Origin of the sequence: Mycobacterium sp. E2699, from assembly GCF_001666745.1 — a bacterium.
GTDB lineage: Bacteria > Actinomycetota > Actinomycetes > Mycobacteriales > Mycobacteriaceae > Mycobacterium.
Genome location: NZ_LZJH01000077.1, coordinates 203,191 through 230,182 on the forward strand (window position 1 = coordinate 203,191; position 26,992 = coordinate 230,182).

Below are 26,992 nucleotides of genomic sequence, written 5' to 3' on the forward strand. Positions count from 1 at the left end.
GACCGAGTAGCCGGCTGAACGAATATGCATTCGTCGTCGGGGCGACCGGATCGGGTACGACTAGGGATGTGATGAACAAGCAGGAGTTGACCCGGGAGCTTGGCCACCCCGGCGCCCGAGAGTTGCTCTCCGGCTCCATGGCGAGGCTCGCCTATAACGGACTTGACGGCTTCCCGCGGGTCATCCCCGTCGGGTTCTACTGGACCGGCGAACGCATCGTCGTCTCGACCGCACCGACCTCCCCGAAAGCCCGCGCGCTTTCGGCACGCCCGCAGGTCGCATTGACCATCGACACCGGCTCCACGCCGGAAGAGGCCAAGTCCCTCCTGGTGCGTGGCCTCGCCGCACTGGAAACCGTCGACGGCGTCACCGACGAGTACCTGGCAGCCGCGAGGGGGTCAATGGACGAAACCGAGCTTGCCGAGTTCGAAGACAACGTGCGGTCGACGTATAGGCAGATGGTGCGCATCTCCATTGAGCCGCAGTGGGCGCGCTTTTATGACTTCGGTGCGGGTCGGTTGCCCGCTTTCCTCGCAAAGCTGGTCAACGATGGTTAGCGCATGGGTCAGCGGGCGCCGAACGCAAAAACCGTTGTCGAGTCGTACGTCTGGCCCGGGTTGAGCGTCGTGGTGGGGAACTCCGGGTGATTCGGAGAATCGGGGTAGTGCTGGGTCTCCATCGTGAATCCCGCGCCCTGCCGATAGATTCGCCCGCTGGTGCCCGCGAACGCCCCGTCGATGAAGTTGGCAGTGTAGAACTGCACACCGGGTTCGGTGGTGGAGACAGTCACGGTGCGCCCCGACATCGGGTCCTCGGCCCGGGCCGCCTCCACCAACCCGGTGTTGTTGCCGCGATTGATCACCCAGTTGTGGTCGTAACCGCGGGCCGCCAGCAGCTGCGGGTCATTCGCGGTGATATTCGCGCCGATCGCGGTCGGTGACGTGAAGTCGAATGGTGTGCCCTTGACCGGGGCGATCTGCCCCGTCGGGATCAGGGTGGGGTCGGTCGGCGTGTAGTTGTCGGCATTGATGGTGATTTTCTGGGCGTAGACGTCGCGTGTGTGCTCACCCGCCAGGTTGAAGTAGCTGTGATTGGTCAGGTTGATCACGGTGGGCGCATCGGTGGTCGCGTGGTAGTTGATGCGCAGTTCATTCTTCGGGTCCAGCGTGTAGGTGACGGTGGTCGTCAGCGTCCCGGGGTAGCCCATTTCGCCTGCGGGACTGACATATTGAAGCTTCAGCCCCACGCTGTCGCTGCCGTTCTGTTCGGTGGCCCGCCACACCTTGGTATCGAAGCCCGCAGTGCCGCCATGCAGGCTGTTGCCGTTATTGTTGATCGGCAAGTGATATTCGTTGCCGTTCAACGAGAAAGCTCCCCTGGCTATCCTGTTGGCATAACGGCCGACGATCGCGCCGAAATACGTCTTGGCCGACCCGGTGTTGTTCAGGTATCCGTCCAGCGTCGGAAAGCCCAGCACCACATTGTCGACATGTCGTGAGCGATCGGGGACCTCGATCGATTGGATGACGCCGCCGTAGGTCAGGATTCGCACGCGCATGCCGCCCCCGCTGGTGAGCGTGTAGCGGCTCACCGGGTTGCCGTCCACCTGGCCGAACGGCTCGCCGGCGATCGACGGCGGCCCGGCGGGCATCGGTGGATTGCCGCTGTCGGTGGAGTTAGTTGTCGCGTTGCTACATGCCGCCAAGCCCGCAACACCGGTGTTGGCGATCAGTTGAAGTATTCGTCTACCGCGCATGGGCGCTCCTCGCATTCGTGCCGAGCCACCTGTGCGGCTCGTGACGAGGAACCTCGTCAGACCCGGGACGAGGATAGCCCGGTCGCGCCGGCCGACATTCGCGCCGCGGACAACCTCTGCCAATTAAGCCCGCGACCAGGGTAGGGTGGTGGGCGCGGTTGGGAGACGCCAAACTGCACCCCCTCGGTGCATTGCAGATTGCCGGCCGGACGGCATCAGATTCAAGTCCGGCCACACGACAAATCGGCGCGTCTCGGTAAATCCCTGCCACAGGAAGAAGTCATGCCCACCGTTGAGGCGCAGCTCCGTCAGGACTTGCGCGACTACGCCGTCGAATTACGGCAACTCGCCTACACGCTGCCCGGAGGTCTGGGCGAGCACGATCTGCTTGGCTTGTCTGGCCGGATGCGCGCTACCGCCGATCAGGCCGAACTACAGCGAAGTGTTGGCGATGGCTGACCGCGTCATGAGGGGCAGTCGACTCGGCGCCTTGAGTTATGAGACCGACCGCAACCATGACCTCGCGGCGCGCAAGATCGCGCGGTACCGCACCGAGAACGGCGACGAGTTCGACATGCCGTTTGCCGCCGACGCCGACGTGCCTAACTCCTGGCTGTGCCGCAACGGCATGGAGGGCACCCTGATCGAGGGCGGTGAACTCGCCGAACCCAAGCAGGGCAAGGCGCCGCGCACGCACTGGGACATGCTGCGGGAACGCCGCTCGATCGAGGAACTCGATGATCTTCTCAACGAACGCCTCGAGATCATCAAGTCACGCCGACGCGGCAGCTAAAAATCGGCTACCGCGCCTTCCGGAGATCGCCGAGCGAGTTGCGCAGCCCACCGTCCATGCGGATCTGGATGGCGGCCACCGCCAGCATCACGCCGGCGGTCACCAGGTGCACCACCGCGTCGGTCGTGTTGTTGGGGAACGTGAAGACGAACGCCACCTGATGTGAGAAGAACGCCCAAATGCCCGGCAGCGCACCGGCTATCGCGGCGAGCAAGAGATACAACACCGCCCACGACTTGCGCGTCGCGAACACCAACCCAGGGCCGAACAGGGCAAGCCCGGCGACCGCGTGCCAGCCGTTGTAGTCCATCCCGAACAGTTGGACGGTCGGGGCACCAGGCCCGGTCGCGAAGCTGGGCTCCAGGATGAAGCCGATCACCGCCTGAATGACGTGCACAACACAGATGATCAGGAGCCCGATCTGGGCGAAACTCCACCTCACGTTGCACCTCCTTGTGCACGGTGGGATCGCCCCGAATACTACGCCAGGTAGTAGATCATGGCAATGTCACTTGCGGCCGGGCAGCCGCATCACCGCGCGCACCATAGGCACTAGCGACTTTTGCCACAGGGTCGACGGAACACCAAGCGGCGGATCGAGATTGAACACCCGCGCCGCCGCGATCGTCTGCGATTCGGTGTACTTCAGCAGGCCCTCGGGCCCGTGCCGGCGGCCGACGCCGGACTGGCCCATCCCGCCCATCGGCGCGCTGAGGCTGCCCCACGCGAACGCGTAACCCTCGTTGACGTTCACCGTCCCCGACCGCAACCGGGCGGCGATTTGCTCACCCTCGGTGGCGGAGCCCGCGAAAACGCTCGCGTTCAGCCCGTACTCGGTGTCGTTGGCCTTCTCGACCGCTTCGTCGACATCGGCAACGGGGTAGATCGAGACGAGCGGCCCGAACGTTTCGTTCGCCGCGCACTCCATCTCCGGCGTGACATCCGTCAGCACCGTCGGCTCGTAGAACAGCGGCCCTATGTCGGGTCGGGCTTTGCCGCCCGCAATCACCTTGGCGCCCTTGGCTTTCGCGTCATCAACGTGGTCGGTCACCGTGTCCAGCTGACCCGCGGAGATCAAGCTGCCCATGTCGACGGAGAAGTCATAGGCGGTGCCGAGCTTCATGTTCCGGACCGCGGTGCCGAACTTGCTGGTGAACTCGTCGGCGATGTCCTTCTCGACGTAGATCCGCTCGATGGAGATGCACAGCTGGCCCGCGTTGGAGAAGCATGCGCGGGTGGCCGCCTTGGCTGTCTTGTCGAGGTTGGCCCCCCGCGTGACGATCATCGCGTTCTTGCCGCCGAGCTCGGCCGAGAAACCGATCAGCCGACGGCCGCAATGCTCGGCGAGCTGCCGGCCGGTGGCGGTCGAGCCGGTGAACATCAGGTAGTCGCAGTTGTCGATGATCGCGGTGCCGACGACCGAGCCCGGACCGGGGACGACCGCGTAGAGCGCCCGTGGCAGGCCGGCCTCGTACAGCAGCTCGGCGCAGGCCAGCGCGCAGTACGGCGTCTGGCTGTCCGGCTTGAGCACCACGGCGTTGCCGGCCAGCAGCGCCGGCACCGAGTCGGAGGCGGTCAGCGTCATGGGGTAGTTCCACGGCGAGATCACCCCGACCGCGCCCTTGGGCTGGTAGGCGACGATGGTCTTGCCGATGCCCGGAAACAGCGCCTGCACCGTGCGCGGCTTCAGCAGGTCGGCGGCGACGCGCACGTAGTAGTTCGCGTTCGCCATCAGGTCGACGATCTCCTCCTGGGCGGCCCAGCGGGCCTTGCCGGCCTCGGCCTGCAGCAGGTCCATGAGGAACTCGCGGTTCTCGACGACCAGGTCGCGGTAGCGGCGGATGACATCGACGCGCTCGCCGACGGGTCGGTTCGCCCACTCGACCTGCGCCGCGCGGGCCTCGGCGAATGCCGCTTCGACGTCGGCAGCCGTGCCGATCGGGATTGTGGTCAGCGGTGTGCCGGTGAAGACCTCATCGATCGTCTTGGTCTCACGTGCGGTGGTGTCCTTGATCGCTGCCAGCTGGCGCAAACGGTCGAAGACCGAGGCTGATGGTGCAGGCATGTCGTTACCCCTCGAGAGCGCAGGCGTCCAAAGCACCAGCCTATAGCCGCGACTACAGTGCTTGACCGTGAAGCCAGACCCGGTTGCCTTCAGCCAGCAGTGGGTGGATGCGTGGAACGCCCACGACGTGGACTCGGTCCTCCGGCATTTCGCCGAGAACGTTGTGTTCACGTCACCCGTGGCCGCCACGTTGCTGACGGAAACAGCCGGAGTGATTTGCGGTAAATCCGCACTCCGCGACTACTGGACCCGGGCATTGCGGCGCGTCGCGAACCTGCGGTTCGCCGTCGAGGGCGTCTACGAGGGCATCGACACCATCGTCATCGCCTACCGCAACCAGGACGGTGGTCTGGTCAGCGAAGTGCTCCGATTCAGCGATGGCCTGGTCGTCGAGGGCCACGGAACCTATCTGGTTGACGCGCAAGGTGTTACGGGCTCGATGAGTTGAGCGGACTCGGCGGGCGGTCCGGCTCGGCAGCGGTCGGCAGGTCGAGTTGCATCCAGGCGACGTCGTGCCATGCGTTGTGTTTCCATCCGACGCGGCGGTACAGCCCCGCCTCCCGAAAGCCGAAGGAGCGGTGAAATGCATTGCTGGCTTCGTTGGGTTGCGTGATGCCGGCGAAGGCGCGGCGATAACCGCGCTCGGTGAGCCGGCGCAGTAGCTGGGTGTAGAGCCTGCGGCCGGCGCCAGAGCGGTGATGTCCGTCGTCGACGTAGACACTGGTTTCGGCCGACCATTGGTACGCGGCGCGGGGATTGAATGCGTGCGCGTAGGCGTAGCCGATGATGTGATCGCCATCCTCGAGCACGAGCCAGTCGTGGGTGGCTCGGGCAGCGGCGATGTGCGCGGCCATCTCGGCGGCGGGCGGCGCTTCGATTTCGAAGGTGATCGCCGTGGTCTCAACGTAAGGGCGGTAAATCGCGAGGCAGCCGACGGCGTCCTCCGGCACCGCCGATCGCACCGTGTCACCGCTCGCTGCCATGCAAGTAGTGTCGCACTGCGAATTCGCAGGCGCCTCAAGTTATTCAGTGACCGCCGCGGCGAGTTGTTGCCGGGCCGCCTGCACGATCAAGCCGGCGGTCAGGAAAGCGGGTTTGCCTTGGTCGCAGTCATCGATCGGCAGATCGGCCGCGCGGCGCAGCACCATCACGGCCAGCGCGGTGTAGGTGGCATACGGGATGACCAAAAGGTTGACGTGTGCCTGCCCGCCGCTGAACGTCATCACGTGCTGGCGTTTGTGTTCCCATCCCGCCCAGTTGAAGTCGGGCGGCCGTTGCAACGGCGGCCAGTTGACGTTGATGGATTCGATGCCTCCGAGCAACGGAGTCAGGGCCGCAACGAGGCTGGGCAGTTCATTGGTGATCCGGTCGGCGCGCGGCCACCAGGCGCCGTCGATGGCGCCGCCCAACTGGCGAGCGACGGACACCCGGACGGGATCGATGCGGCGCCGGCCTTCGCGCGGATACGTCATCGCTCAGCGAATCGGTGCGAGGAGCATTACTACGGTTGACGCTGTGCGATCCACGGGCTGGTCCTTCACGTTCTGCATCGCCCGCCCCGCGGGTGCGGGCCGAGCGGAGAAATCGCATTGCCCGGGGGTGTCATCCGCGCGGATGGCGGTGGACCACAGCTGACAACGAAACGGCTCGCGGTTGACGCTACGCCACCCGCGGCCGGGCGGATCCGTCGGGTGACCAGCGGGGAACGCAAATCCCACGTAGGGTTGCGGCAACAACAACAGGATGGATGAGATGCCCATAGAGAATTGGTGCGACGCACCCCAGATCCATCCGTCGCAGGTCCGGGTCGGTGACGTCATCGGCACGTTGCAACCCACCAAATTGCGCCTGACCGTCAAGCTGATCGGCGGGCCCCAGACCACCCCGCGGCAGTGGACCTTTTTCACCCGCGACGACAACGGCCTGCAGCGCACGAGCACGTTCGGCGAGGACGAGCTGGTCCGCCGGTACGTCAAAGCCTCGTAACGACACCCTCACTTCGACAGTAAGATAGCCGACCGGTCGGCTAATATTAGTGCCATGCCGCGCCCGCCGAACCCGGAGGTGCGCCGCCGCCTGTTGGAGGCGGGGCGCGAACTCGTACACGCGCGGGGTTTCACGGCCAGCGGCGTCAAGGACATCACCGACGCGGCCGGCGTGCCGAAGGGGTCGTTTTACGCCTATTTCGACAGCAAAGAGGCCTTCGCCGCGGCGATCCTCGAAGACTACTGGGCCGATATCGAGTCCCGGCTCCTGCCCATCCTGGATGCGGACGGGCCGGCTCAGGACCGCATCACGCGCTTCTTCCATGCGCTCGCCGACGAACACGAGGCCGGCGAATTCCTGCTCGGCTGCCTGGTCGGCAACCTGTCGCTCGAGCTCGGCGGGTCCAGCGAGCCGGTGCGCACGGAGCTCGTCCGCATCCTCGACCGCTGGGACGCCGCCCTCACCGCCTGCGTGCGTTCCGGTCAGCGCGGCCCCGGGGGCATCCGAGGGGACCTCGACGCGGGGGAGCTGGCCGCGCGGCTGATCGAAGCCTGGGAAGGCGCGGCCCTGCGCGGGAAAGTCACGCGCAGCCGCACCCCGTACGACCGGTTCGAAGCGATCACCGTCCCGGCGCTGTTGCATTAGATCCGTCAGCAAGGGAATGGGCGGCCCGCACCAGCCGTTAAATAGGCGACTGGTCACCTACCATATTTGACAACCCTGATGGAGGCCGAAAATGGCAACGAATCACGACCTGGGGCAGCGCAGATTCGCCTTGAACAACGGCAGGGGAGAGATTCCGGCGCTCGGATTCGGGACCTCGCTGTCCGACAACACCAAGACGCGTGACGCCGTCAGGGCCGCGGTGCAGGTGGGATTCCGTCACCTCGACGCCGCCGAGCGATACCGCAACGAAGCGCAAGTCGGTGCGGCGCTGAAAGAATTGTTCGCCGATGGCACCGTGCGCCGCGAAGAACTGTTCGTCACCACCAAGCTGTGGAACAACAACCATCGGCCCGAACGGGTCAAGCCGGCCCTGCAGGCCAGCCTGGACAGGCTCGGCCTCGAGGCGGTCGACCTGTACCTGGTGCACACCCCGTTCGCGTTCCGGCCGGGGGATGATCAGGATCCGCGCGACGCCCACGGAGCCGTCGTCTACGACGACGGCGTAACGCTCGATGAGACCTGGGCGGCGATGGAAAGCCTTGTCGACGAAGGACTTACCGGGGCGATCGGCCTGTCTGACATCGACGCCGCCGGCGTCCGCGACGTGATCGATAACGCCCGGATCAAGCCGGCGGTCGTCGAGGTCGAGTCGCACCCGTACCACCCGCAGTGGGAGCTGCACGGATTGTGCGCGACGCACGGGATCGTCCTGCTGGCATTCGCGTCGCTGGGGCACGCGCTCGAACCGCGGCTGCTCGACGACCCCCTGATCGTCTCGATCGCTGCCAGGGTGGGCAAAACCCCCGCACAAGTGCTGTTGGCGTGGGGCATCCAGCGCGGGAGCGCCGTTCTGACGGCATCGGTGACGCCCACGCGCATCCGCGAAAACTTCGACGTCACGGCGCTTCCCGAGGGCGCGATCCGCGAGATCAACGAGCGTCTCCTAACCCGGTATCGGTTCAACTCCGTCGTGGACGCGGGAGAGCCGGGGTTCGCCGAAGTGCCCCATGGGAGTTGAGAACATGGCCGTCCAGAGCCGGCCGGGCTTTCACAGCGGCGAGTTGGCCACGCAACGACAAGCAGGCGTCGAAGCGGACGCGGCCCGGCTCGCGCCGATGATGGCCGGCGGCGTACTGCGCGCCGGCATGGCCGCATTCCTGTCCGAGGCGCCGTTCGCGGCGATCGCGGCGCGCGACGCGACCGGGCGGCTGTGGACCTCACCGCTGCTGGGGCCACCCGGATTCCTGCGCGCCGCGTCGCCGACCACGCTGCAGATCCGCACGTCGCCGCCGTCCGCGGACCCGCTGCACGGCCTGCCCAGCGGGCAGCCGGTGGGCCTCATCGCGATGAACTTCCTGACCCGCCGGCGTGCCCGGATCAACGGCCGGCTCGTCTCCACCGAAGGCGGGCTCACCGTCGACATCGACCAGGCCTACGGCAACTGCCCGCAATACATTCAGCAGCGCCGCATCCAACTCGAGGGAACCCCGGGCGCCGGCCGGGTGCGCCTGTATGAGGGAAATGCGTTGCGGCCCAGCGATATCCGCCTCATCGAGAACGCCGACACGTTCTTCTTGGGCACCTCCCACGTCGCCTCGGGCAATGACGCTTCGCATCGCGGTGGCCCGCCCGGGTTCGTTCGCGTCGAACCCGGAGAGCTGTGGTGGCCCGACTACCCCGGCAACAACATGTTCAACAGCCTCGGCAACCTGTCCGCGGATCCCACCGCGGCCCTGCTGTTCCTCGACTTCCGCGCCGGGATCGCGGTGCAGCTGTCCGGCAGCGCGAGCGTTCGCTGGAGCGCTCCGGGCGACGCCGGCGAGACCGGCCGGCGCGTCCATTTCGTTCCCCGGCGGGTGATCAGCACGGCGCTGCCCGGCGTCGGCGAGACGGACCACGCCCCTTATCCGAGAAACCCGCCGTTGAGCCGATAGCGCATCGCCCTGATACCCCAAATCCAATACGGGTTGGATTCAACAACTAAGTTTGTACGTATGGGGGACGACGAACGGGACGAATCCGCGTTCACCTGGCAGGGCCGGCGCGGGCTGGTGAGCCGCGTGCATGCACAGCTCGACGATCTGGTCGCGGCGCGAGACCAGATGGAGCAACTCGTGCGGGTCATCGTCGAGATCGGTTCCGATCTGGACCTGGATGTGACGCTGCACCGAATCGTCGACGCCGCCATGGAGTTGACCGGTGCGCCGTACGGGGCGCTGGGCATACGCGCGCCCGACGGGTCCCTGGTCTCTTTCGTCTACGCGGGAATGGACGATGAAACGGCGCGGCGGCTCGGCGACCTGCCGGTCGGTGCGGGTCTGCGCGTCGATGATGTGAGTGCTGACGCGCAGGCCGGCGGGCTGCGCGCGCACGATCCGCCGCTGCGGGCGCTCCTCGGAATACCGATCACCGTGCGCGCGGCTGACTTCGGCAGCCTCTACCTGGCCGACGACCGGCCGGGCCGGGTGTTCTCCGACATTCAGGAGGGCGCCGTGCGGGCGATGGCCACCGCGGCGGCTGCTGCCATCGACAACGCGCGGCTGTTCGAGCGGGAACGCGAATCGGCGAAATGGACGAAGGCCAGCCGCGAGATCACCACCGCGCTGCTGTCCGGGGCCCCGCAGACGGGACCGTTGCAGCTGATCGTGAACCGGGCGCTGGAGCTGTCCGACGCCGAGCAGGCGATCCTGCTGGTTCCCCGGGAACCGGATCTGCCCGCCGATGAAGTCGACACGCTGGTAGTGGCCGCGACGGCGGGCCGCTACTCCTCGGAGGTGATCGGCCGGCAGGTACCGATGAAGGGCTCCACCACGGGCGGGGTTGCCCGCCGGGGTCTGCCGCTGATCACCGAGTCCTTCCAGTATCCGATCGAGGGGTTCACCGACGTAGGTGAACGGTCGGCGATCGTCATGCCGCTGATTGCCGACGAAAGGGTGCTCGGTGTGATCGCGGTCGCGCGCCACCCGCAACAGCCGCCGTTCGGCAACGATTACCTCGAACTGGTCAGTGATTTCGCCCGCCACGCCTCGATTGCCTTGGCGCTGGCCGCGGGCCGCGAACACGCGCTCAACCAGGAACTCGCCCAAGCCGACACCGTCGACGACGCACTGCAAGCCGTCGCCGAGGAACTGCGACGGCTGTGGCGGGCGCGCCGCGTTCTGGCCGTTACCTTCCCGGCCCACGGTAGCTCCGCTGAAACCGCCTACAGCGCACCACAAGTGGTGTCCGTCGGCGAGGCCACCCAGTGGGCCGACCTGCCCACGGCTACGCGACAGATGCTCGCCGCATTGCGCGACGGCGATCTACTCACCCCCAACGCGACCACGCCCGGGACGGCCGGCATCGCCCTGCAGCATCCCGAAGGCGTGCTCGTCGTCTGGATGGATCTGGCCGAGCAGCGCCCGTTCACCCTCGAGGACCAGACCTTGCTCACCGTGCTGGCGGGTCGGCTGGGCCAGGGCCTGCAGCGCGTGCACCAGGTGGATCAACAGCGCGAGACCGCCCTGGCGTTGCAGCACGCGATCCTCGGTCCCGCCGACCTGCCGCATGGGTTCGCGGTGCGCTACCAGGCCGCAAGCGCGCCCCTGCAGGTGGGCGGTGACTGGTTCGACATCGTCGATCTGGACGACGGCCGCATCGCGTTGATCGTCGGCGACTGCGTCGGCCACGGCCTCGCCGCCGCCACCGTGATGGGGCAGATGCGCAGCGCCTGCCGGGCGCTGCTGTTCGACAACCCCAGCCCGGCCGCCGCCCTCGCCGGGATGGACCGCTTCGCCGCGCGGCTGCCCGGCGCGCAATGCACCACCGCCGTCTGCGCGGTGCTCGACCGCGCAACCGGCGAGCTGGTGTACTCCAGCGCGGGTCACCCGCCGCCCATCCTGGTCCACGCCGACGGCACCGCCCGGACGCTCGACGGCGGCCACACCATCGCCCTGGGGGTGCGATCCAACTGGCCCCGCCCGGAAGCCCGGGTGACGATCCCGGCGCGAGCGACCCTGTTGCTCTATACCGACGGCCTGGTCGAACGTCGCCGCAGCGCCCTGCACCACGGCATCTCCCGCGCCGCCACCCTGCTCCAGGAGGGCCGCACCTCCACGCTCGATGACTTGGCGAACCAGATCATGTCGGGCCTCGCGCCGAGCGGCGGATATCAGGACGACGTGGTCCTTCTCCTCTACCGCCATCCCGCCCCGCTGGAGCTGAAGTTCCCCGCGGACGTCAGCCAGCTTGCCCCCGCCCGCACCGCATTGCGCACCTGGCTGACCCAGGCCAGGGTGGACCCGGACCAGACCGTGGACGTGCTCGTCGCGGCCGGGGAAGCCGTCGCCAACGCCATCGAACACGGTCACCGCCACACCCCGGAGGGCACGATTGTCCTGGGCGCGACCGCACTGGTAGACCAGGTGCAGTTGACCATCACCGACACCGGCTCGTGGAAGCCTCCGCAACCGGCCGCCGAAGCCAATCGCGGCCGGGGTATCACGCTCATGCGAGGGCTCATGCAGGACGTCACCATCAGGCCCGGCGCCGCGGGCACCACAGTTCACCTATCCGCGAGGATCACCGGATGACCACGCCCCTCACCCTCGACACCGCGCGCCGCAACGACGGGAATCTCGTGCTGATCGCCGCGGGGGAAATCGACCTGAGCAACATCGACGCCTTCAACCAGGCCCTCAGCACCGCCAGCAATGAAGCCGGCGGCAGCGGCGAACCTCTCACCGTCGACCTCAGCGCCGTGGAGTACCTGGACAGCGCCGCCATCAACGCCCTGTTCGCCCGCGCCGACGACATCCGCCTCGTCGCCCACCCCCTCCTGATGCCGATTCTCAACATCAGCGGTCTGACCGAGCTGGTCGCCACCGAGTCCGCGCCGCCCGCCGAGCACCGACGCGCCGACAGCTGATGATCCGCGGCAAGTCTGTTCTCGTAACAGGGTCGACGTCGGGTATCGGTCTGGGCATCGCCCGCGCCTTCGCCGCGGAGGGCGCGAACGTGACCCTCAACGGCTTCGGCGAACCGGAGGCCGTGGAGGAGCAACGACGCGGCATCGAGCAGGATTTCGGGGTGGCGGCGGCCTATTCGGGCGCGGACGTGACCAAGCCGGACGAGATCGCCGGCATGATCGGCGGCGCAGAAAAGACCTTCGGAGCAATCGATGTCCTCGTCAACAATGCGGGCATCCAGTTCGTGGCGGAGGTGGAGGACTTCCCGGTCGAGAAGTGGGACGCCGTGATTGCCACGAATTTGTCGGCCGCTTTTCACACTTGTCGGTGTGCACTGCCGGGGATGAAAGGCCGTGGCTGGGGTCGAATAATCAATATCGCCTCGGCGCACGGCCTTGTTGCCAGCGCGGGGAAGGCGGCGTATGTCGCGGCCAAGCACGGGATAATCGGACTGACGAAGGTGGTCGCAATCGAAACCGCCGACCACGGCGTCACGTGCAACGCGATCAGCCCCGGATGGGTGATGACACCTCTGGTGGCCAAGCAGGTCGAGGCGCGCGCCGCCGCGACGGGCAAGCCCTTTGACGAGGCCAAGCAAGAATTTGTTGCCGAAAAGCAGCCGATGTCCCGCTACACGACTCCCGAAGACATTGGCGCCCTCGCGGTCTTCCTGGCCGGCGACGCGGCCGCCACCATCACCGGCGCAAGCTATTCGATCGACGGCGGTTGGACCGCCCAATGAGGCGCGATGGACTTCGTGAATTGGCGCTAAAGGCCCTATGACTCGACAAAGACATTCCATTCGGGTTGCCAATTGCTGAAAAGGCGAATTTTCGTGGCTATTTTGTGCCTTTCCCATTAGAGTCATGTCACTTAGGTCGTCGGGCGACCATCGCATCCGATCGAACTGGAGGCGCATGTGTCATATCTGGTGACCGCACCAGACGAGGTGGCGGCGGCGGCTCGCGATCTGGCAGGCATTCGCTCGTTGTTGGCCGGGTCCGCCGCATCGGCCGCGGCGCCCACGACCGCGGTGGCCGCGGCGGCACAGGACGAGGTCTCGGCCTTGGTCGCAGCGATGTTCAACGATTTCGGTCAGGATTTCCAAACCCTCAACGCCCAAGCCAGCGCGTTCCACGGGGAGTTCGTCGGTTTGATCAAGGCGGGCGCGGACGCCTACCTCAGCACTGAGGTGGCCAACGCCGCGGCCGCCGCGATGGGCGCCATCAACGCGCCCGTCCAGGGAGTGCTCGGGCAGTCGATCCACAGTGCAGCAGCCGCCGCCGCCGACCTGAGCCTGTCGTCGATCCTGGGCGGCAGCGCAAGCCTGTCGCTGGACGGTGGTGTGGTGAGCCTGCCGCCGATCCTGGGCGGTGGCGTGCTGAGCGTGCCGTCGCTCATCGCGGGCGGTGCGCTGACTCTGCCACCGGTACTCGGTGGCGCGCAATTGACCGTGCCGCCGCTGTCCAGCGTCGGTCCCGCCGTTGTCAGCGCCATTAGCCCCATCATCAACGGCGGCGTGGTGGCCCTGCCTTCCTTCCTGGGCGGCGGGGAGCTGGACGTGCCGTCGATCCTGACCGGCGGTGTGCTGAACCTGCCCGCATCGCTCGGCGGCGGAATCCTGAGCCTGCCCTCGATCCTCACCGGTGGCCTGCTGAGTCTGCCCTCGAGCCTCGGCGGTGGCATCTATACCGTGCCGCCGATCACCAGTGTCGTGAGCGCGATCGTCAACGGCGGCGCGGTGACGCTGCCTCCGATGCTGGGCGGTGGGCAGCTGAGCGTGCCGTCGCTCCTCACCGGCGGCTTGTTGACGTTGCCGCCCATCGCCGGCGGCGGAAACGTCGGCATCCCCTCGATCCTCACCGGCGGCGTGCTGACCTTGCCGCCGGTCGCCGGCGGTGGGGACGTCGGCATCCCCTCGATTCTCACCGGTGGCGTGCTGACCCTGCCCGCGAGCCTCGGCGGGGGCCAACTGACCGTGCCCCCGGTGCTCACCGGTGGCCTGCTGGGCCTGCTCGGTTAGGCCGGTTCGCTAAGGCCTTGCGGCCGCGGCGTTCCCGCGGTCGCCGCCGCCAGGATCTCCCGGATGCGCCGACGCGACCGACCCCAGCCGCGCACGCGCTCTTCGCCCACCGTGTGGTCGTCGCGCTTGATCACGATCCGCCACGGCAAACCGAGCCAATGCGCCACAAACCAGAAGGGCCACCACAACCCGATGACCACCACGCTGGTGACCAATGTCGCGGGGCTGACGCCCCCGGCGTCGGTGAACATCCAAGCGGACAAGCGATACCACCGGCGCCGGCGCACGGACCACACGGCGCCACGGGGGTCGGTTACCTGTGTCATGTCGTCCTCGTTACTTCGCCCGGAATGACTCCTGCCGCAACGCGCGAAGGGTCATCCGCAGCTTGGGGGTGAGGCCTTGGAGGATCCTTGAGGCCGGCCGGGATTGGGGCTCTTCCCGTCAATGAATCACTGTGGCGGCGCCGGGGTCATCGACCCGATGTAATAAGTCTCGTGCCCGGTGGGGTACCCGCCGCCGTTGGTGGCGATGTGGACGTGGTCGTAGTGGTTGAGGGTTTCGTTGCCGTAATCCGCGGTCCAGCTCGGCGAGCCGACGCCCGGATAGATCTTCTGCCGCCAGATCACGTGGTTGATTCCCCACCTTTTCGCATTCGCCAATGCGTACCCGGCGATCTCGTTGCCCAGCTGGATGCCCTCAGGGGAGGCGTGGTTGGGAATCATCACGTCGATCGCCAAGCCGTTGGGATGCCACGGCAACGGATCCTCCCGGTACCCGTAGATCGTGGTGATCTCAGGGAACAGCACGCTGATGGCGCGCGCCGCCCAGATGGTCTTCACCTGCAACCGCTGTTCCGACGCGACACCGGGGGACAACGGGAACAGGAATTGCTGGGCAGCGGCGGGAGCACCTGCCGCCAGCTTTTCCACCTCGGCCGGGGTGGCGATCTGCGGCGGGGCGGCCGCGGCTGCGGGCGGCGCGCCGGCCACCATGGACGGCGGGGCGGCGGGGCCGGACGCCGGTGCCGCCGGGCCGGGAGCCGGGTTGTCCACGCAGCAGGGCGGTTTGGCGCTTTCGGCGTGCAGGGGCTTGGCGCCCTGGGCGTAGACGATCGCGGCCGACACCACGAGGGAGGCCGCCAATGCCAGCCAGCGGCTCCTGCCGACGGCTAACACACCTCTGCCCACGAACAGCAGCTTAGTGGCGTGCGCAACGCCTGCGGCAATCTTTTCCATTTCTTATCGCTCCGATGCCCGACGAAAGGGGCCCGGATGGCGATAGTGAGCGGCGAGCGGGGGGCGGCTCCGCACTCGAACCCGAGGCCCTGCGGGATCGTTTCCTCAAGCGGCACAGGTGTTTTCACGGCCGGACCCGGTCCGAGCGCGACGACCGATCGCGCGCCGGCAAGCCGCGGCCGGCTGTGGGTCGGCGCCCGAGCCCGGCGCTCCCGAGGGCAACCCAAGGGCAAGTTGTGGGACCATGCCCGTTATGGACTCCGACGATCCCGAAAAGCGAATCAGGGAGTTGGAACGGCGGCTCGCTGACGCTTCAGCCGGCCCGCCGGAGTCTGTTCCGGCCGGAGACGAGCCGGGTTCCCAGTACGACCTCCTGCGCCGTCGGCGATTCGGCACCATCTGGCTCATCGCCTTGGCGCCCTTCGCCTTGCTGTTCGCCATCCTCGTGCTCCATCCCCACCGGGCCGAGAGGCATCCGGCGCCGGCCACGTCCTCGGCTGCTGCGGAACCCACCGCGGACCTGTCGGGGGCGCTCACCGTGGTTCCGGGTGGAAACCTGACCGAGGAGCCCAGCCACGCCAGGTTCACGGTGGTCTGCGATCGGGCCGAACTGACAATTGCCGGCAACGCAAACGCGGCCTACGTGGCCGGCCACTGCTCGCAGCTCATCGTCAGGGGCTCGCACAACAAAGTGGTCGCCGACAACGCGGACGCGATCGACGCGGATGGCTCCGGAAACCGGGTGGTCTATCGCGGCGGGACGCCACGGATCTCGATCAGGGGCACCGACAACGTCGTCACACCGGGCTGAGTTTGCCCGACGACACCTGCATCGGAATTCAGGGCACCATCCAGGACAGCAGCGAGGCCTGCAGTCCCGACAGGACGCAGATGAATGCCAGGAACACCAGGCTCCAGATGAACACGCGGCGGAAGATGTCGCCCTCTTTGCCGTGCACCCCGACCGCCGCAGCACCGATCGCGAGGTTCTGCGGCGAGATCATTTTGCCGAGCACGCCGCCGGAGCTGTTGCCGGCGGCCATCAACACCGGCGACAGCCCCGCCTTGGCAGCCGCGGTGACCTGCAGCGCGCCGAACAGAGAATTCGACGAGGTGTCCGATCCGGTCACTGCCACACCGAGCCAGCCGAGTATCGGGGAGATAACCGCGAACGCGCCGCCGGTGCCGGCCATCCAGGTGCCCAGCGTGATGGTCTGTCCGGACGCGTTCATCACGAAAGCCAGTGCGAGCACGGACATCACGGTGACGATGGCCCAGCGCAGCTGATGCAGCGTCGCGGCGTACGCGCTGAGCGCCCTGATCGGCGACAGCCGCAGCGCCAACATGGTGAGGACGCCCGCGACGAGCATCTGGGTGCCCGGCGTGGTGAGCAGGTTGAAGGTGAAGTTGGGCAGCGCCGACGCGGTGCCCTTGGCGGTGTAGAGATGCAGTCCCGGCCAGTGCACGGTGAAGGTGGCGTGATCGAGCAGCTTCTTCACCGCAGAGATCTGGCAGATCACGAAGACGGCGATGATGATCGCGTAGGGCGCGTAGGCGCGGAGCACGTCGCCGCGTGAGTCGGCATCCTCACCCTCCTCGGGGGGCGGCGCATCGGCACCGGCGCCCGCGGAGACCATGGCGCGCGTGTGTTCGGCCTGCGGCGGCCGCACGCGCACCATCGCCACCACGGCGCCGGCGGAAAGCAGGGAGGCGATCACGTCGGCCAGCGGCACAGACAAGAAGTTCGAGGTGGCGTATTGGCCGAGGCCGAAAACCACGCCGCCGGTGAGGGCGGTGAGCCATGTTTCGCGCACGCCGCGCGCCCCGTCGGCGATGGCGACGAGCGCCAAGGGGACGAAGACGGCCAGGATCGGGGTTTGCCGCCCGACCATGGCGCCGAGCGTGTCGGTCGGCAATCCGGACGTCTTGGCAAGGGTGATGATCGGTGTCGCCATCGCCCCGTATGCGACCGGCGCGGTGTTGGCGACGAGCGCAAGGACCGCCGCCTTGAGCGGTTTGAAGCCCAAGGCGAGCAGCATCACGGAGGTCACCGCGACCGGCGTGCCGAATCCGGCCAGCGCTTCGAGCAACGCGCCGAAGGAAAACGCGATGATGATCGCCTGAATGCGGTGATCCTCGCTGACGGTAGCGAAACTGCGCCGCAGCACATCGAAATGGCCTGTCTCGACCGTCATCTGGTAAACCCAGATCGCGTTGATCACGATCCAGAGGATCGGGAAGAATCCGAAGACCGCGCCTTCGCTGCCCGCCAGCACGGCCTGCCCGATGGGCATCGCGTAGACCGCGGTCGCGATCGCGATCGCGACCGCGAGGGACACCACCGATGCCAGCCAGGCCCTGATCCGCAAGACGCCGAGCATCACGAAGAGCGTGGCCAGCGGCAGGACGGCCACCAGCGAGCTCCAGGCCAGCGAATGGGCGACGGGATCAAGGATTTGGCGATACATGCCGGGCACCTTCCGAAATGAGGGGGGCGGGTGTTGATCGCAAACGATCCGCCAAAGCCGCGAAAGGGATCGGCGACCATGGGTTGCACACGGTCAGACCGCGCATCCGACAAAGCTGCCCTGGGGCCTTCTCAGCGGCCCGCAGAGTCAACACAGATTGGCATGTGGAGGGGTAGGTGACCGTGTACGGATCGTAACCCCCGGTGGCGCCGAATGCAGGGCGCGTGGCCGGGCCGCCACGAGACCGAACAAGGGTCCGGGCTGAAATCGCCTGGCTTGCTGGGCATCTGGCCGTGTGCGCCGGCGGCCCCACGGTGCGGGGGTCGCGCGCGCCGGGCGGTCAAACCGCGATGGCCTGATCAGCCTCGGCTTCGGGCGTCAACGCCAGCAGTTCCAGGTCCTGCGCCGCGAACCGCTCGACGAGAAGCGGTATGTACTCGCGGACCGGCCTGCCGTCGAAGCGGGCATGGATGTGCCGCACGACCGCACTCACGGTATCTGCCGAAATGCTTGGATATTTCCTGGTCAATCGACCGGCCACCCCGTCGATGATCTGCTGCTCGCTCAACTCGATCACGGCGACAGGCTCGCATGCGTTCACAGCGAAGTCAAACGCCGTTCATAAACGGGACGCCACGGGCACTCAGCGCGCTCTCCTGGGTATTGTGTACCATACTCAGCATGGCGGAAAAACTTCCCCGGCGGCTGGCCGACCACCCCACCGTGCGCCGGGTGCGCTCGCGCACCAGGCGGCGGCCCGGTGCGCTGGACGCCGAGTGGCTGCGCGAGATTTGCCTGGACGCCGGCGTCGACGACGTCGCGTTCGCCAATGTCGACAATCCCGACCTCGCATCCGAGGTCGAACACGTTGAGGCCGCGCTGCCCGGAGCCAAGAGCTACATCTCGCTGGTCGTCAAGATGAACCGCGACAACGTCCGATCGACGGCGCGCAGCGTGGCAAATCAGGAGTTCCACCGCAGCGGCGAGGTGCTCAACGAGGCGGCCCACCGCATTGTGCGCCGGCTGCAGGACGTCGGCTACCGGGCGCTGAACCCCTCGGCGACCTTCCCGATGGAGATGGACAACTTCCCCGGCCGGATCTGGGTCGTGGCGCACAAGCCCGTCGCCGTGGCCGCGGGCCTTGGCGTGATGGGCATCCACCGCAACGTGATTCATCCGAAGTTCGGCAACTTCATCCTGCTCGGGACGATCCTGGTCGACGCGCCGATCAGTGCCTACGGCCGGCCGCTGGACTACAGCCCCTGTCTGGAGTGCAAGTTGTGTGTGGCCGCGTGCCCCGTCGGCGCGATCGGCAAGGACGGCGACTTCGACTTCGTCTCCTGTTCGGTGCACAACTATCGCGAGTTCATGGGCGGGTTCACCGATTGGGTGCAGACCGTCGCAGACAGCGCCGACGCGGCGGACTTTCGTTCGCGGGTAAGCGATTCGGAGAACGCCTCAATGTGGCAGAGCCTGTCGTTCAAGCCCAATTACAAGGCCGCCTATTGCCTGGCGGTGTGCCCGGCCGGAGAGGACGTGATCGAGCCGTACCTCGACAACCGCAAGGGGTTCATGGACCTGGTGCTGAAGCCGTTGCAGGACAAGAGGGAAACGTTGTACGTGCTGCCGAACTCGCGGGCCAAGGCGCACGCCGAACGCCGTTTTCCGCACAAGCCGGTGAAAGTCGTCGACGGCGGAGTGCGTGGGCGCTGAACCTATTCGCTCACCGTGACCCGATATTGCGGGCAATACGCCGCCGTCGAAATGCCCAGGAAAAAGCCGGCCTGCCTTGCGGAGAGATTCGTGTCCCGCATCAGCCGCAGCACGAGCAGGGGCCGGGTTGTGCCCTGGTCGAGCAGGGTGCACATGATGCGGCCTTCCTGGACCGCGGCGTTGGCGTCAGGCACCGGAATCCCTTGGCCCACAAGCGCCGCCACGAAGTCATCGTCGGTCTGATCGGCGGCTGCCGGAGTTGCGGTGAGCGCCGCGGCGGCGCCCAGCAGGATCGCGACGAGAATCCGCGCAGGTGCACCTACCCTCGAATGGGCCATGGTTCCTCTTCGCGCGGACGAATGGCGTCCATGCAAAAATAACTCGACCACACCTCAGGTAAGACGCGCCTCACATCATCGGGGGAAACGGCACCGCCCAATTGAACGAATTGTCGGTCTTGCCCCGATATTGCGGGCAGTAGGCGGCCACCGAAACGCCGACGAAGTAACCGGCTTGTTTCGGCGAGAGCGGGGTTTCCCTGACGATCCTCATCGCCACCTCGGTTGAGGGTTGACCCTGATCGAATCCGGCGCACACGGTGTGCCCCAACGACACCTCGGCGTTGCGGTCGGACATGGTGATCCCGTTCTTCGCGAGCGCCGAGACGAACGCATCGTCGGTCGGATCGCCGATCGCCGGCGCCGCGCAGAACACCCCGGCGGCCGACAGCAGGATCGCGCCGAGCGCCGGCCACTTCGCGCGACCGATGTCTGTCCGGGCCATGCGTCCTTCGATGCGGGTGAAACGGGTGCGAGTCAAGAACGACCTGGTTGAACGCTAGCTGAAATCCAGACATTCCTCTCGCCGAGCGGCCGCAAGAATTCCGCAAGAACTTCGCGATCAAGCGGCAAGCGGCGGGGAGCACCGTTTGTGCTGCCGGTCACAGCGACCGGTCCGCAAGAAAGTGTCCGACCGCGGGGGAGCGGTGGCTCTTACCGATGCGAGCGGCCCACCGCGCGTCCGTGGTCCGAGATGTTGGGACCGGTAGCCGAGCGAACCGGGTCGACTGGCACACAACCACAGACCATTCATCGAGAGGAAACTCCCCGTGACCGCCGACCTCGACAACGCGCCGACGCTGCGCACGCGGACCGTCAGCACGCTGACCGCCGCGAGCGAGCCCCGCATCGCCCACCGCGGTTGCTGTACGACGGGATCGCGGGCGCTCGGGTCGACGGACACGGCCACGCTTCCCCGCGTCAATGTCCTCACCACCGCGGTGGTCCCGCGGCCCACGGCAGCGCTCGAACGCGCTCCCCGGAAATGGCAGGGCCTCTACGCGCTGAAGCCGTGGTACACCCGCCGGCTGACACCGATCGTGAACGTCGCCGTCGCCCGGCGCATCTCGCCGGACGTGTTCACCGCGGGCGGGGTCGTGGCGGCGGGCGCCGCCGGCGCGGCCGTCGCGCTGGGATGGTGGCCCCTGGCGGCGCCGTTTCTCGCGCTGCGGCTGGCCGGCGCCAATCTCGACGGCGCGGTCGCTCGCGCGCGCGGCGTGAGCCGGCCATGGGGATTCGTCGTCAACGAAATCGGGGACCGCGCCTCGGATCTGCTGACCTTCGCCGGGCTGGCGGTGTGGGCGGCCGAGCAGCGCGGCCCCGGGCTGCACTGGTTGTCCTGGCCGGTGGTCATGGTGCTGGTGGCCGCGCTGGCCGCGACGCTGCCCACGTTCGCATCGCTGGCCGGCGCGGCGGCCGGCGCGCCGCGGCGCAACGGCGGCCCGCTCGGCAAGACCGAACGCTGCGTGTTCGTGTTGCTGGCCACCGCGTTCCCGGTCATCCTGCCCGTGGTCTGCACCCAGCTGGTGAACGGTTCGCTGATCACCGCCGCGCTGCGGCTGCGGGCGGCGCACCGTGAGCTGACGGCCAAGCGCGAGGGCGAGGTGCCGGCGTCATGACCGCGACCCGGATCACCGGCGTGCTGCGCCACCGGCTGTGGCGGGCGGTGTGCGCCGTCTCCGGCGGGCTGACCGTCACCGGGCGGTGGCGCGTGTCGGGTGGCTGCGTGGTGGTGGCCAACCACTCGTCGCACGCCGACACCGCGGTGCTGCTGGCCGCGCTGCCCGCCGGCGCCCAGCCGGTGTTCGCCGCGGCGGCGGACTACTGGTTCGACGTGCCGGTGCGCTGTTTCGTGGCGTCCTCGCTGATCGGCGTGCTGCCGGTGCGGCGATCCGGCTCCGACACCTACGCCCAGTTGCTGGCCGCCGCGCGTCCGGCGCTCGAGGCCGGGCGCACCGTCGTCATCTACCCGGAGGGCACCCGCTCGATGGACGGGACCGTCGGCGAATTCCGTTCCGGCGCGCTGCGCTTGGCGCGTGATTGCGGCGTCCCGCTCGTTCCGGTCGCCGTGCTGGGCACCGCCGAGGTGCTGCCCAAGGGCGCGGGCTTCATCTCCCATGCGTCCATGCGGGTCCACATCGGCGACCCGGTTGACCCGGCCGGCACGTCGGCGTCGGAGCTGCGGGCGCAGGTGATGGCGCTGCGGGACGGCTCGGCGTCGCAGCCGCTGCGGCTGGCGGCCGCGGCATGAGCGGTCGCTAAGCCAGCAGATACGCCAGCGGGAGAACCAGCAGTAACGAGTCGATCCGGTCGAGCAGGCCGCCGAAGCCGGGCAACCACGTGCCCGCGTCTTTGACCTGGGCCTGCCGCTTGACCATCGACTCGACCAGGTCCCCGAGCACGCCGCCGAACGCCACCGCGACCCACAGTCCGACGGTGACCGTTCCCAGCAGCATCAACACGAGAAACGCACCGACGACCGCGCCGACCAGGCCGCCGACCGTCTTGTTCGGGCTCAAGGGGGACAAGGGCTTTCGGGCCCACCCGAAGAACCGCAGCCCCTTGCCGCCGCACCAGGCCGCGACGTCGGTGGCCGCCGCCGCGAAGCACACCAGGTAGGCGTCCGACCACAGCGTCACCAGGTGCGCCAGAGACCAGCAGATCCACACCGAACCGAACGCGGTGAACGTGGTGCGCCTGCTGCCGTTCTCGACGTCGCCGCCGAACACCGACGGCAGGGCGCACGCCAGCACGACGATCGGCGCCAGGCGCAGCAGCGGCGGGTGCAGCCACGCCGCGAGCGGATACAGCACCGCCAGGCCCAGCAGCAGATAGGTGTCGACCTTGCCGAGCTTGACCAGCCGCGCATACTCGAACACCGCCACCACGGCCAGCGCGGCGGCCAGCGCGGCGGTGGTTCCCCGGCCGATCCAGATCGGGATGCCGACCACCGGGGCGATCATCACCCACGTCGTCCAACGCCGGATCAGCTCCCGCCTGCGCGACGCGAACACCGCGACGCCGGCGACCAGCAGGATCACCACGGTGACCCACATGAAGAACACCGATCGCGCGTACAGGTGCACGTGCAGCGGACCGAGGTCGAAGTTGAGCGGCATCCGCCGATCCCATTGCAGGATCCGCAGCGAGTCGCCGGTGAGCATCAGCGCGGCCAGGCGTGTCGGTGGAGCGGAGCGGTCGAGCGGTACCGGCCGAACGGCGTCCCGTCCACATCAGCCTCCCAGCAAACTGTGGTCCAGGAAACGATAAGCGGTGCGGCCCTATCCGGGAAACGAAAACGGCAGAACCGGGTCGGCGTTGGCTACCCATCGCCGCGGCCGCACTGTACGACCCAGAACGCGTCCCGGTAGGGTCAAAGGAGTGTGTGGACTCACCGGTGAGGTTCGACTCGACGGCCGGGTCCCCGATCTAGCGGCGGTATCGGCGATGGCCGCCGTGATGGCGCCCAGGGGCCCGGACGCGGCGGGGGCCTGGTCACAGGGCCGGGCCGCCCTCGGCCATCGCCGCCTCAAAATCATCGACCTGACCGAAGCCGGCGCCCAGCCGATGGTCGACGCGGAACTCGGCCTGACGATCGCGTGGAACGGCTGCATCTACAACTACAAGGAGCTGCGGCGCGAGCTCACCGGGCACGGCTACCGGTTTTTCTCGCACAGCGACACCGAGGTCCTGGTGAAGGCCTATCACCGCTGGGGCGACGACTTCGTCAGCCACCTGCACGGGATGTTCGCCTTCGCCATCGTCGAACGGGACAGCGGCCGGGTGCTGCTGGGGCGCGACCGGCTCGGCATCAAACCGCTGTACCTCACCGAGGACGCGCAGCGGGTCCGGTTCGCCTCAGCCCTGCCGGCCCTGCTGGCCGGCGGCGGCGTGGACACCCGGATCGACCCGGTCGCGCTGCACCACTACATGACGTTCCACTCCGTGGTGCCGGCGCCGCTGACGATCCTGCGCGGGGTGCGCAAGGTCCCGCCCGGCTCGCTCGTCGCCATCGAGCCCGACGGCAGGCGCGCCACCACCACCTACTGGACGCCCGACTTCACCCGGCGAGACGACCGCGCCGACTGGTCCGAGCGCGACTGGGAGGACGCGGTGCTGTCCGCACTGCGGGTCGCGGTCGAGCGCCGGCTCGTCGCCGACGTGCCGGTCGGCTGCCTGCTCTCCGGCGGCGTCGACTCCAGCCTGATCGTCGGGCTGCTCGCCGAGGCCGGTCAGCACGGGCTGTCGACCTTCTCCATCGGCTTCGAGTCGGCCGGTGGCGTGCGGGGTGACGAGTTCCAATGGTCGGACATCATCGCCGAACGCTTCGACACCGACCACCACCAGATCCGCATCGGCACCGACCGGATGCTGCCCGCCCTCGACGGCGCGATCGGCGCGATGAGCGAGCCGATGGTCAGCCACGACTGCGTGGCCTTCTACCTGCTCAGCCAGGAGGTCGCGCGGCACGTCAAGGTGGTGCAGTCGGGCCAGGGCGCCGACGAGGTGTTCGCCGGCTACCACTGGTACCCGCCGATGGGTTCCCCGGCGGCCGCGACGCTGCAGGGGGCAGTCGCCGAGTACCGCGGCGCCTTCTTCGATCGCGATTCGGCGGAGCTGGCGGGCCTGGTCGGTCCGGCGTACTTCGCCGACGGCGACCCCAGCCGGCGCTTCGTGGCCGAGCACTTCGCGCGCGCCGGCGCCGAAACGGGCATCGACCGCGCGCTTCGGCTGGACACCACGGTGATGCTCGTCGACGACCCGGTGAAGCGGGTGGACAACATGACGATGGCCTGGGGGCTGGAGGGGCGGGTGCCCTTCCTCGACCACGAGCTGGTCGAGCTGGCGGCGAGCTGCCCGCCGGAGTTGAAGATCGCCCACGAGGGCAAGGGCGTGCTGAAACAGGCTGCGCGACGGGTGATTCCCGCGGAGGTCATCGACCGGCCCAAGGGCTACTTCCCGGTGCCCGCGCTGACCCACCTCGAGGGGCCTTACCTCGATCTGGTTCGCGACGCCCTCTACGCGCCGGTGGCCAAGGAGCGCGGGCTGTTCAACGCCGAAGCCGTCGACGCCCTGCTGGCGGACCCGAACGGCAAGCTCACCCCCCTGCGCGGCAACGAGCTCTGGCAGATCGCCCTGCTGGAGCTGTGGTTGCAGCGTCACGGCGTGACCGGGCAGGCCGCGTGACCGCCGTCGACCCCTCCGACGACCACACCGAGGCCATCACCATGGGCCTGCACGACGCGTCGCCGCCCGAGCTGGTCGACGCGATGGCCAAGGACGTCGAGCTCGAAATGGGTTGGGGCAGGCTCATTTTCGGCCAGACCTTCGCGGATGCGGACACCCTGGCCGAGACGCTGCGGCGGGAGGTGCCGGGCCGGCGCGACATCTGCATCTACGCGCGCGAGTCCCATGTGGTGGTCGCCGGTGCGCCGACCGAGCTGTTCATCGACCCCAGCCACACCTATCGACTGCGCTTCCACCCGGACGATGAAGAGTCGGTGCCGACGCCGATCGGCGTCACGGTGCGCACCCTCAACGACCCGGCCGACGCCGACGCGATGAACCGGGTTTTTGTGCGCTGCGGCATGGTGCCGGCGCCGGTCGAGACGATCTGGGACAACCATCTGCACGCGGAGGCAGTGACGTACCTGGTCGCCGTGCGCGACGACGACGGCGCGGTGGTGGGCACGGTGACCGGCGTCGACCACGAGTTGCTCTTCTCCGATCCGGAGGAAGGGTCGAGTTTGTGGACCCTGGCCGTCGATCCCGCCGCGGCGCTGCCCGGGGTGGGCGAGGCGCTGACCCGGGCGCTGGCCGACCACTTCCGCCGCGCCGGCCGCGCCTACATGGATCTGTCGGTGGCGCACGACAACGCCGCTGCCATCGGCCTCTACGAAAAGCTGGGCTTCGTCCGCGTTCCGGTGCTGGCGATCAAGCGGAAGAACGCGATCAACGAGCCCTTGTTCACGTCACCGCCGGAAACGGTCGAGGATCTCAACCCCTACGCCCGGATCATCGCCGACGAGGCGATGCGCCGTGGGATCTGGGTCGAGGTCCTCGACGCCGAGACCGGGGAGATGCGGCTCACCCACGGCGGTCGCAGCGTGATCACCCGCGAATCGCTGTCCGAGTTCACCTCGGCGGTCGCGATGTGCCGTTGCGACGACAAGCGTTTGACGCGCCGGCTGGTCTCCGAGGCGGGCATCACCGTCCCGCGCGCCCGCCTGGCCACCTTCGACGATGGCGACTACGCATTCCTGCAGGAGGTCGGGGAGGTCGTCGTCAAACCGACCCGCGGGGAGCAGGGCAAGGGCATCACCGTGGGCATACCCGCCGAAAAGGGGCCCGACGAGCTGGCCGCGGCCGTCGCGCGGGCGCGGCAGCACTACCCGGAGGTGTTGATCGAGGAGCGGGTGGCCGGCGACGACCTTCGGCTCGTGGTGATCGACGGCCGGGTGGTGGCCGCCGCGCTGCGGTTGCCGCCCGAGATCATCGGCACGGGGGAGCACAGCATCCGGGACCTGATCGCCGCCGAAAGCCGGCGGCGTTCCGCGGCCACCGGTGGCGAGTCCAAGATCCCGATCGACGATCTCACCGAGGCGACGGTCGCCGAGGCCGGCTGGACGCTGGATGACGTGCTGCCCCAGGGAACCCGGCTCCGCGTCCGGCGCACCGCGAACCTGCACCAGGGCGGCACCATTCACGACGTCACCGCGGTGGTCAACCAGGAACTGTGTCGCGTGGCGGTGGCCGCGGCCGAGGCGATCGGCATCCCGGTGACGGGCATCGACCTGCTCGTCCCCGACGTGACCGGCGCCGAGTACGCCTTCATCGAAGCCAACGAGCGACCCGGGCTGGCCAACCACGAACCCCAACCCACCGCCGCGGCTTTCATCGACTACCTTTTCCCGGGTCAGCCCGGCCAGCCACCGGCCTGGACCCCCGAGGAGTCGCGCCCGGACCGGGATTGAGGCTTGCCGTACCGCGTGGGTGGGTA

General features: G+C 67.9%; 30 protein-coding genes. 18 read left to right on the forward strand and 12 right to left on the reverse strand.

Features of this window, described 5'->3' with window-relative positions; translation table 11 throughout:
• Window positions 1-71: 71 nt before the first annotated feature.
• Entirely contained in the window at window positions 72-557 is a 486-nt protein-coding gene (locus tag A5696_RS12790; RefSeq protein WP_067879196.1) for a pyridoxamine 5'-phosphate oxidase family protein, read from the forward strand.
• Window positions 558-565: 8 nt separating this feature from the next.
• Here A5696_RS12790 and A5696_RS12795 read toward each other — a convergent pair whose 3' ends face one another.
• Window positions 566-1,651 carry an aldose epimerase family protein gene (locus A5696_RS12795; RefSeq protein WP_231964305.1) on the reverse strand — a complete coding sequence of 362 codons (1,086 nt, stop codon included), beginning with the start codon at window positions 1,649-1,651 and terminating at the stop codon, window positions 566-568.
• A gap of 387 nt (window positions 1,652-2,038) precedes the next feature.
• Between A5696_RS12795 and A5696_RS27990 the strand changes: the two genes are divergently transcribed.
• Together A5696_RS27990 and A5696_RS12800 are read left to right on the forward strand one after the other, a co-directional pair.
• Complete coding sequence (locus A5696_RS27990; protein ID WP_197516964.1) at window positions 2,039-2,215, forward strand: hypothetical protein; 177 nt, start codon at window positions 2,039-2,041, stop codon at window positions 2,213-2,215.
• The gene (locus tag A5696_RS12800; protein WP_067878783.1) at window positions 2,208-2,549 is read left to right on the forward strand and encodes an RNA polymerase-binding protein RbpA; all 342 of its coding nucleotides are present in this window, start codon (window positions 2,208-2,210) and stop codon (window positions 2,547-2,549) included. Before A5696_RS27990 ends, A5696_RS12800 begins: the two co-directional genes overlap by 8 nt.
• Before the next feature lie 7 nt (window positions 2,550-2,556).
• Here the strand turns inward: A5696_RS12800 and A5696_RS12805 are convergent, their stop codons facing one another.
• Window positions 2,557-2,991 carry a DUF4383 domain-containing protein gene (locus tag A5696_RS12805; RefSeq protein WP_067878785.1) on the reverse strand — a complete coding sequence of 145 codons (435 nt, stop codon included), beginning with the start codon at window positions 2,989-2,991 and terminating at the stop codon, window positions 2,557-2,559.
• 66 nt (window positions 2,992-3,057) lie between these two features.
• Window positions 3,058-4,614: a succinic semialdehyde dehydrogenase gene (locus A5696_RS12810; protein ID WP_067878789.1), complete on the reverse strand. Its 1,557-nt coding sequence runs from the start codon at window positions 4,612-4,614 to the stop codon at window positions 3,058-3,060.
• Between the two features lie 67 nt (window positions 4,615-4,681).
• Here A5696_RS12810 and A5696_RS12815 point away from each other — a divergent pair, with 67 nt between their 5' ends.
• Window positions 4,682-5,062, forward strand: coding sequence for a nuclear transport factor 2 family protein (locus tag A5696_RS12815; protein ID WP_067878791.1), 381 nt, complete (start codon window positions 4,682-4,684; stop codon window positions 5,060-5,062).
• Here A5696_RS12815 and A5696_RS12820 read toward each other — a convergent pair.
• Both A5696_RS12820 and A5696_RS12825 read right to left on the reverse strand, forming a co-directional pair.
• Window positions 5,043-5,564 (reverse strand): N-acetyltransferase family protein, encoded by a 522-nt coding sequence (locus A5696_RS12820; protein ID WP_369803332.1) that lies wholly within the window; start codon window positions 5,562-5,564, stop codon window positions 5,043-5,045. The genes A5696_RS12815 and A5696_RS12820 overlap by 20 nt on opposite strands.
• Before the next feature lie 72 nt (window positions 5,565-5,636).
• The gene (locus A5696_RS12825) at window positions 5,637-6,086 is read right to left on the reverse strand and encodes a DUF5994 family protein (RefSeq protein WP_067878796.1); all 450 of its coding nucleotides are present in this window, start codon (window positions 6,084-6,086) and stop codon (window positions 5,637-5,639) included.
• A gap of 280 nt (window positions 6,087-6,366) precedes the next feature.
• On the opposite strand from A5696_RS12825, the gene A5696_RS12830 reads away from it, so the two are divergent.
• The 8 genes from A5696_RS12830 (at window position 6,367) to A5696_RS28870 (ending at window position 14,235) form a co-directional block, all read left to right on the forward strand.
• Window positions 6,367-6,600 (forward strand): hypothetical protein, encoded by a 234-nt coding sequence (locus tag A5696_RS12830; RefSeq protein WP_067879198.1) that lies wholly within the window; start codon window positions 6,367-6,369, stop codon window positions 6,598-6,600.
• A 54-nt stretch (window positions 6,601-6,654) separates the two neighbouring features.
• A complete protein-coding gene (locus A5696_RS12835; RefSeq protein ID WP_067878799.1) occupies window positions 6,655-7,245 on the forward strand; it encodes a TetR/AcrR family transcriptional regulator in 591 nt (196 codons plus the stop codon).
• Between the two features lie 91 nt (window positions 7,246-7,336).
• Window positions 7,337-8,284, forward strand: a complete 948-nt coding sequence (locus tag A5696_RS12840; RefSeq protein WP_067878804.1) for an aldo/keto reductase — start codon at window positions 7,337-7,339, stop codon at window positions 8,282-8,284.
• A 4-nt stretch (window positions 8,285-8,288) separates the two neighbouring features.
• The gene (locus A5696_RS12845) at window positions 8,289-9,200 is read left to right on the forward strand and encodes a pyridoxamine 5'-phosphate oxidase family protein (protein WP_067878807.1); all 912 of its coding nucleotides are present in this window, start codon (window positions 8,289-8,291) and stop codon (window positions 9,198-9,200) included.
• A gap of 60 nt (window positions 9,201-9,260) precedes the next feature.
• Window positions 9,261-11,837 carry a SpoIIE family protein phosphatase gene (locus A5696_RS12850; protein ID WP_067878810.1) on the forward strand — a complete coding sequence of 859 codons (2,577 nt, stop codon included), beginning with the start codon at window positions 9,261-9,263 and terminating at the stop codon, window positions 11,835-11,837.
• Window positions 11,834-12,172, forward strand: coding sequence for an STAS domain-containing protein (locus A5696_RS12855; protein WP_067878813.1), 339 nt, complete (start codon window positions 11,834-11,836; stop codon window positions 12,170-12,172). Before A5696_RS12850 ends, A5696_RS12855 begins: the two co-directional genes overlap by 4 nt.
• Window positions 12,172-12,954: a 3-hydroxybutyrate dehydrogenase gene (locus A5696_RS12860; RefSeq protein WP_067878823.1), complete on the forward strand. Its 783-nt coding sequence runs from the start codon at window positions 12,172-12,174 to the stop codon at window positions 12,952-12,954. Before A5696_RS12855 ends, A5696_RS12860 begins: the two co-directional genes overlap by 1 nt.
• A 189-nt stretch (window positions 12,955-13,143) precedes the next feature.
• On the forward strand, window positions 13,144-14,235 hold the full coding sequence (locus tag A5696_RS28870; protein WP_304442250.1) for a PE family protein: 1,092 nt from the start codon (window positions 13,144-13,146) through the stop codon (window positions 14,233-14,235).
• Here the strand turns inward: A5696_RS28870 and A5696_RS12870 are convergent.
• Window positions 14,232-14,561 carry a hypothetical protein gene (locus A5696_RS12870; RefSeq protein ID WP_067878827.1) on the reverse strand — a complete coding sequence of 110 codons (330 nt, stop codon included), beginning with the start codon at window positions 14,559-14,561 and terminating at the stop codon, window positions 14,232-14,234. The genes A5696_RS28870 and A5696_RS12870 overlap by 4 nt on opposite strands.
• 126 nt (window positions 14,562-14,687) lie before the next feature.
• Entirely contained in the window at window positions 14,688-15,425 is a 738-nt protein-coding gene (locus tag A5696_RS12875; RefSeq protein WP_156738366.1) for a glycoside hydrolase, read from the reverse strand.
• A 301-nt stretch (window positions 15,426-15,726) separates the two neighbouring features.
• On the opposite strand from A5696_RS12875, the gene A5696_RS12880 reads away from it, so the two are divergent.
• Window positions 15,727-16,284, forward strand: a complete 558-nt coding sequence (locus A5696_RS12880) for a DUF3060 domain-containing protein (protein WP_067878829.1) — start codon at window positions 15,727-15,729, stop codon at window positions 16,282-16,284.
• A gap of 28 nt (window positions 16,285-16,312) precedes the next feature.
• Here the strand turns inward: A5696_RS12880 and A5696_RS12885 are convergent, their stop codons facing one another.
• Window positions 16,313-17,941, reverse strand: coding sequence for an L-lactate permease (locus A5696_RS12885; protein WP_067879204.1), 1,629 nt, complete (start codon window positions 17,939-17,941; stop codon window positions 16,313-16,315).
• A gap of 340 nt (window positions 17,942-18,281) precedes the next feature.
• The gene (locus A5696_RS12890) at window positions 18,282-18,518 is read right to left on the reverse strand and encodes a three-helix bundle dimerization domain-containing protein (protein WP_156738367.1); all 237 of its coding nucleotides are present in this window, start codon (window positions 18,516-18,518) and stop codon (window positions 18,282-18,284) included.
• Between the two features lie 104 nt (window positions 18,519-18,622).
• On the opposite strand from A5696_RS12890, the gene A5696_RS12895 reads away from it, so the two are divergent.
• On the forward strand, window positions 18,623-19,654 hold the full coding sequence (locus tag A5696_RS12895) for an epoxyqueuosine reductase (protein ID WP_067878831.1): 1,032 nt from the start codon (window positions 18,623-18,625) through the stop codon (window positions 19,652-19,654).
• Between the two features lie 2 nt (window positions 19,655-19,656).
• Here A5696_RS12895 and A5696_RS12900 read toward each other — a convergent pair whose 3' ends face one another.
• Complete coding sequence (locus A5696_RS12900) at window positions 19,657-19,992, reverse strand: DUF732 domain-containing protein (RefSeq protein WP_067878834.1); 336 nt, start codon at window positions 19,990-19,992, stop codon at window positions 19,657-19,659.
• Window positions 19,993-20,062: 70 nt separating this feature from the next.
• Window positions 20,063-20,437, reverse strand: coding sequence for a DUF732 domain-containing protein (locus A5696_RS12905; protein ID WP_067878837.1), 375 nt, complete (start codon window positions 20,435-20,437; stop codon window positions 20,063-20,065).
• Window positions 20,438-20,762: 325 nt separating this feature from the next.
• Here A5696_RS12905 and A5696_RS12910 point away from each other — a divergent pair, with 325 nt between their 5' ends.
• Both A5696_RS12910 and A5696_RS12915 read left to right on the forward strand, forming a co-directional pair.
• Window positions 20,763-21,611, forward strand: coding sequence for a CDP-alcohol phosphatidyltransferase family protein (locus tag A5696_RS12910; protein WP_231964306.1), 849 nt, complete (start codon window positions 20,763-20,765; stop codon window positions 21,609-21,611).
• Window positions 21,608-22,243, forward strand: a complete 636-nt coding sequence (locus A5696_RS12915; RefSeq protein WP_067878840.1) for a lysophospholipid acyltransferase family protein — start codon at window positions 21,608-21,610, stop codon at window positions 22,241-22,243. The genes A5696_RS12910 and A5696_RS12915 overlap by 4 nt, the downstream gene beginning before the upstream one ends.
• Before the next feature lie 7 nt (window positions 22,244-22,250).
• Here the strand turns inward: A5696_RS12915 and A5696_RS12920 are convergent, their stop codons facing one another.
• Window positions 22,251-23,156, reverse strand: coding sequence for a phosphatidate cytidylyltransferase (locus A5696_RS12920; RefSeq protein WP_067878843.1), 906 nt, complete (start codon window positions 23,154-23,156; stop codon window positions 22,251-22,253).
• A gap of 217 nt (window positions 23,157-23,373) precedes the next feature.
• Here A5696_RS12920 and A5696_RS12925 point away from each other — a divergent pair, with 217 nt between their 5' ends.
• On the forward strand, window positions 23,374-25,179 hold the full coding sequence (locus A5696_RS12925; RefSeq protein WP_067878846.1) for an N-acetylglutaminylglutamine amidotransferase: 1,806 nt from the start codon (window positions 23,374-23,376) through the stop codon (window positions 25,177-25,179).
• Window positions 25,176-26,966 carry an N-acetylglutaminylglutamine synthetase gene (gene ngg / locus A5696_RS12930; protein ID WP_067878849.1) on the forward strand — a complete coding sequence of 597 codons (1,791 nt, stop codon included), beginning with the start codon at window positions 25,176-25,178 and terminating at the stop codon, window positions 26,964-26,966. The genes A5696_RS12925 and ngg overlap by 4 nt, the downstream gene beginning before the upstream one ends.
• Window positions 26,967-26,992 lie beyond the last annotated feature (26 nt).

What these genes read in the sequence shown, in the direction of transcription:
- A5696_RS12790 (WP_067879196.1), top strand. Translation starts at nt 72, where the DNA reads ATGAACAAGCAGGAGTTGACCCGGGAGCTTGGCCACCCCGGCGCCCGA.
- A5696_RS12795 (WP_231964305.1), bottom strand. Translation starts at nt 1,651, where the DNA reads ATGCCCGCCGGGCCGCCGTCGATCGCCGGCGAGCCGTTCGGCCAGGTG.
- A5696_RS27990 (WP_197516964.1), top strand. Translation starts at nt 2,039, where the DNA reads ATGCCCACCGTTGAGGCGCAGCTCCGTCAGGACTTGCGCGACTACGCC.
- A5696_RS12800 (WP_067878783.1), top strand. Translation starts at nt 2,208, where the DNA reads ATGGCTGACCGCGTCATGAGGGGCAGTCGACTCGGCGCCTTGAGTTAT.
- A5696_RS12810 (WP_067878789.1), bottom strand. Translation starts at nt 4,614, where the DNA reads ATGCCTGCACCATCAGCCTCGGTCTTCGACCGTTTGCGCCAGCTGGCA.
- A5696_RS12825 (WP_067878796.1), bottom strand. Translation starts at nt 6,086, where the DNA reads ATGACGTATCCGCGCGAAGGCCGGCGCCGCATCGATCCCGTCCGGGTG.
- A5696_RS12830 (WP_067879198.1), top strand. Translation starts at nt 6,367, where the DNA reads ATGCCCATAGAGAATTGGTGCGACGCACCCCAGATCCATCCGTCGCAG.
- A5696_RS12835 (WP_067878799.1), top strand. Translation starts at nt 6,655, where the DNA reads ATGCCGCGCCCGCCGAACCCGGAGGTGCGCCGCCGCCTGTTGGAGGCG.
- A5696_RS12840 (WP_067878804.1), top strand. Translation starts at nt 7,337, where the DNA reads ATGGCAACGAATCACGACCTGGGGCAGCGCAGATTCGCCTTGAACAAC.
- A5696_RS12845 (WP_067878807.1), top strand. Translation starts at nt 8,289, where the DNA reads ATGGCCGTCCAGAGCCGGCCGGGCTTTCACAGCGGCGAGTTGGCCACG.
- A5696_RS12850 (WP_067878810.1), top strand. Translation starts at nt 9,261, where the DNA reads ATGGGGGACGACGAACGGGACGAATCCGCGTTCACCTGGCAGGGCCGG.
- A5696_RS12855 (WP_067878813.1), top strand. Translation starts at nt 11,834, where the DNA reads ATGACCACGCCCCTCACCCTCGACACCGCGCGCCGCAACGACGGGAAT.
- A5696_RS12860 (WP_067878823.1), top strand. Translation starts at nt 12,172, where the DNA reads ATGATCCGCGGCAAGTCTGTTCTCGTAACAGGGTCGACGTCGGGTATC.
- A5696_RS12870 (WP_067878827.1), bottom strand. Translation starts at nt 14,561, where the DNA reads ATGACACAGGTAACCGACCCCCGTGGCGCCGTGTGGTCCGTGCGCCGG.
- A5696_RS12880 (WP_067878829.1), top strand. Translation starts at nt 15,727, where the DNA reads ATGGACTCCGACGATCCCGAAAAGCGAATCAGGGAGTTGGAACGGCGG.
- A5696_RS12885 (WP_067879204.1), bottom strand. Translation starts at nt 17,941, where the DNA reads ATGTATCGCCAAATCCTTGATCCCGTCGCCCATTCGCTGGCCTGGAGC.
- A5696_RS12895 (WP_067878831.1), top strand. Translation starts at nt 18,623, where the DNA reads ATGGCGGAAAAACTTCCCCGGCGGCTGGCCGACCACCCCACCGTGCGC.
- A5696_RS12900 (WP_067878834.1), bottom strand. Translation starts at nt 19,992, where the DNA reads ATGGCCCATTCGAGGGTAGGTGCACCTGCGCGGATTCTCGTCGCGATC.
- A5696_RS12905 (WP_067878837.1), bottom strand. Translation starts at nt 20,437, where the DNA reads ATGGCCCGGACAGACATCGGTCGCGCGAAGTGGCCGGCGCTCGGCGCG.
- A5696_RS12915 (WP_067878840.1), top strand. Translation starts at nt 21,608, where the DNA reads ATGACCGCGACCCGGATCACCGGCGTGCTGCGCCACCGGCTGTGGCGG.
- A5696_RS12920 (WP_067878843.1), bottom strand. Translation starts at nt 23,156, where the DNA reads ATGCTCACCGGCGACTCGCTGCGGATCCTGCAATGGGATCGGCGGATG.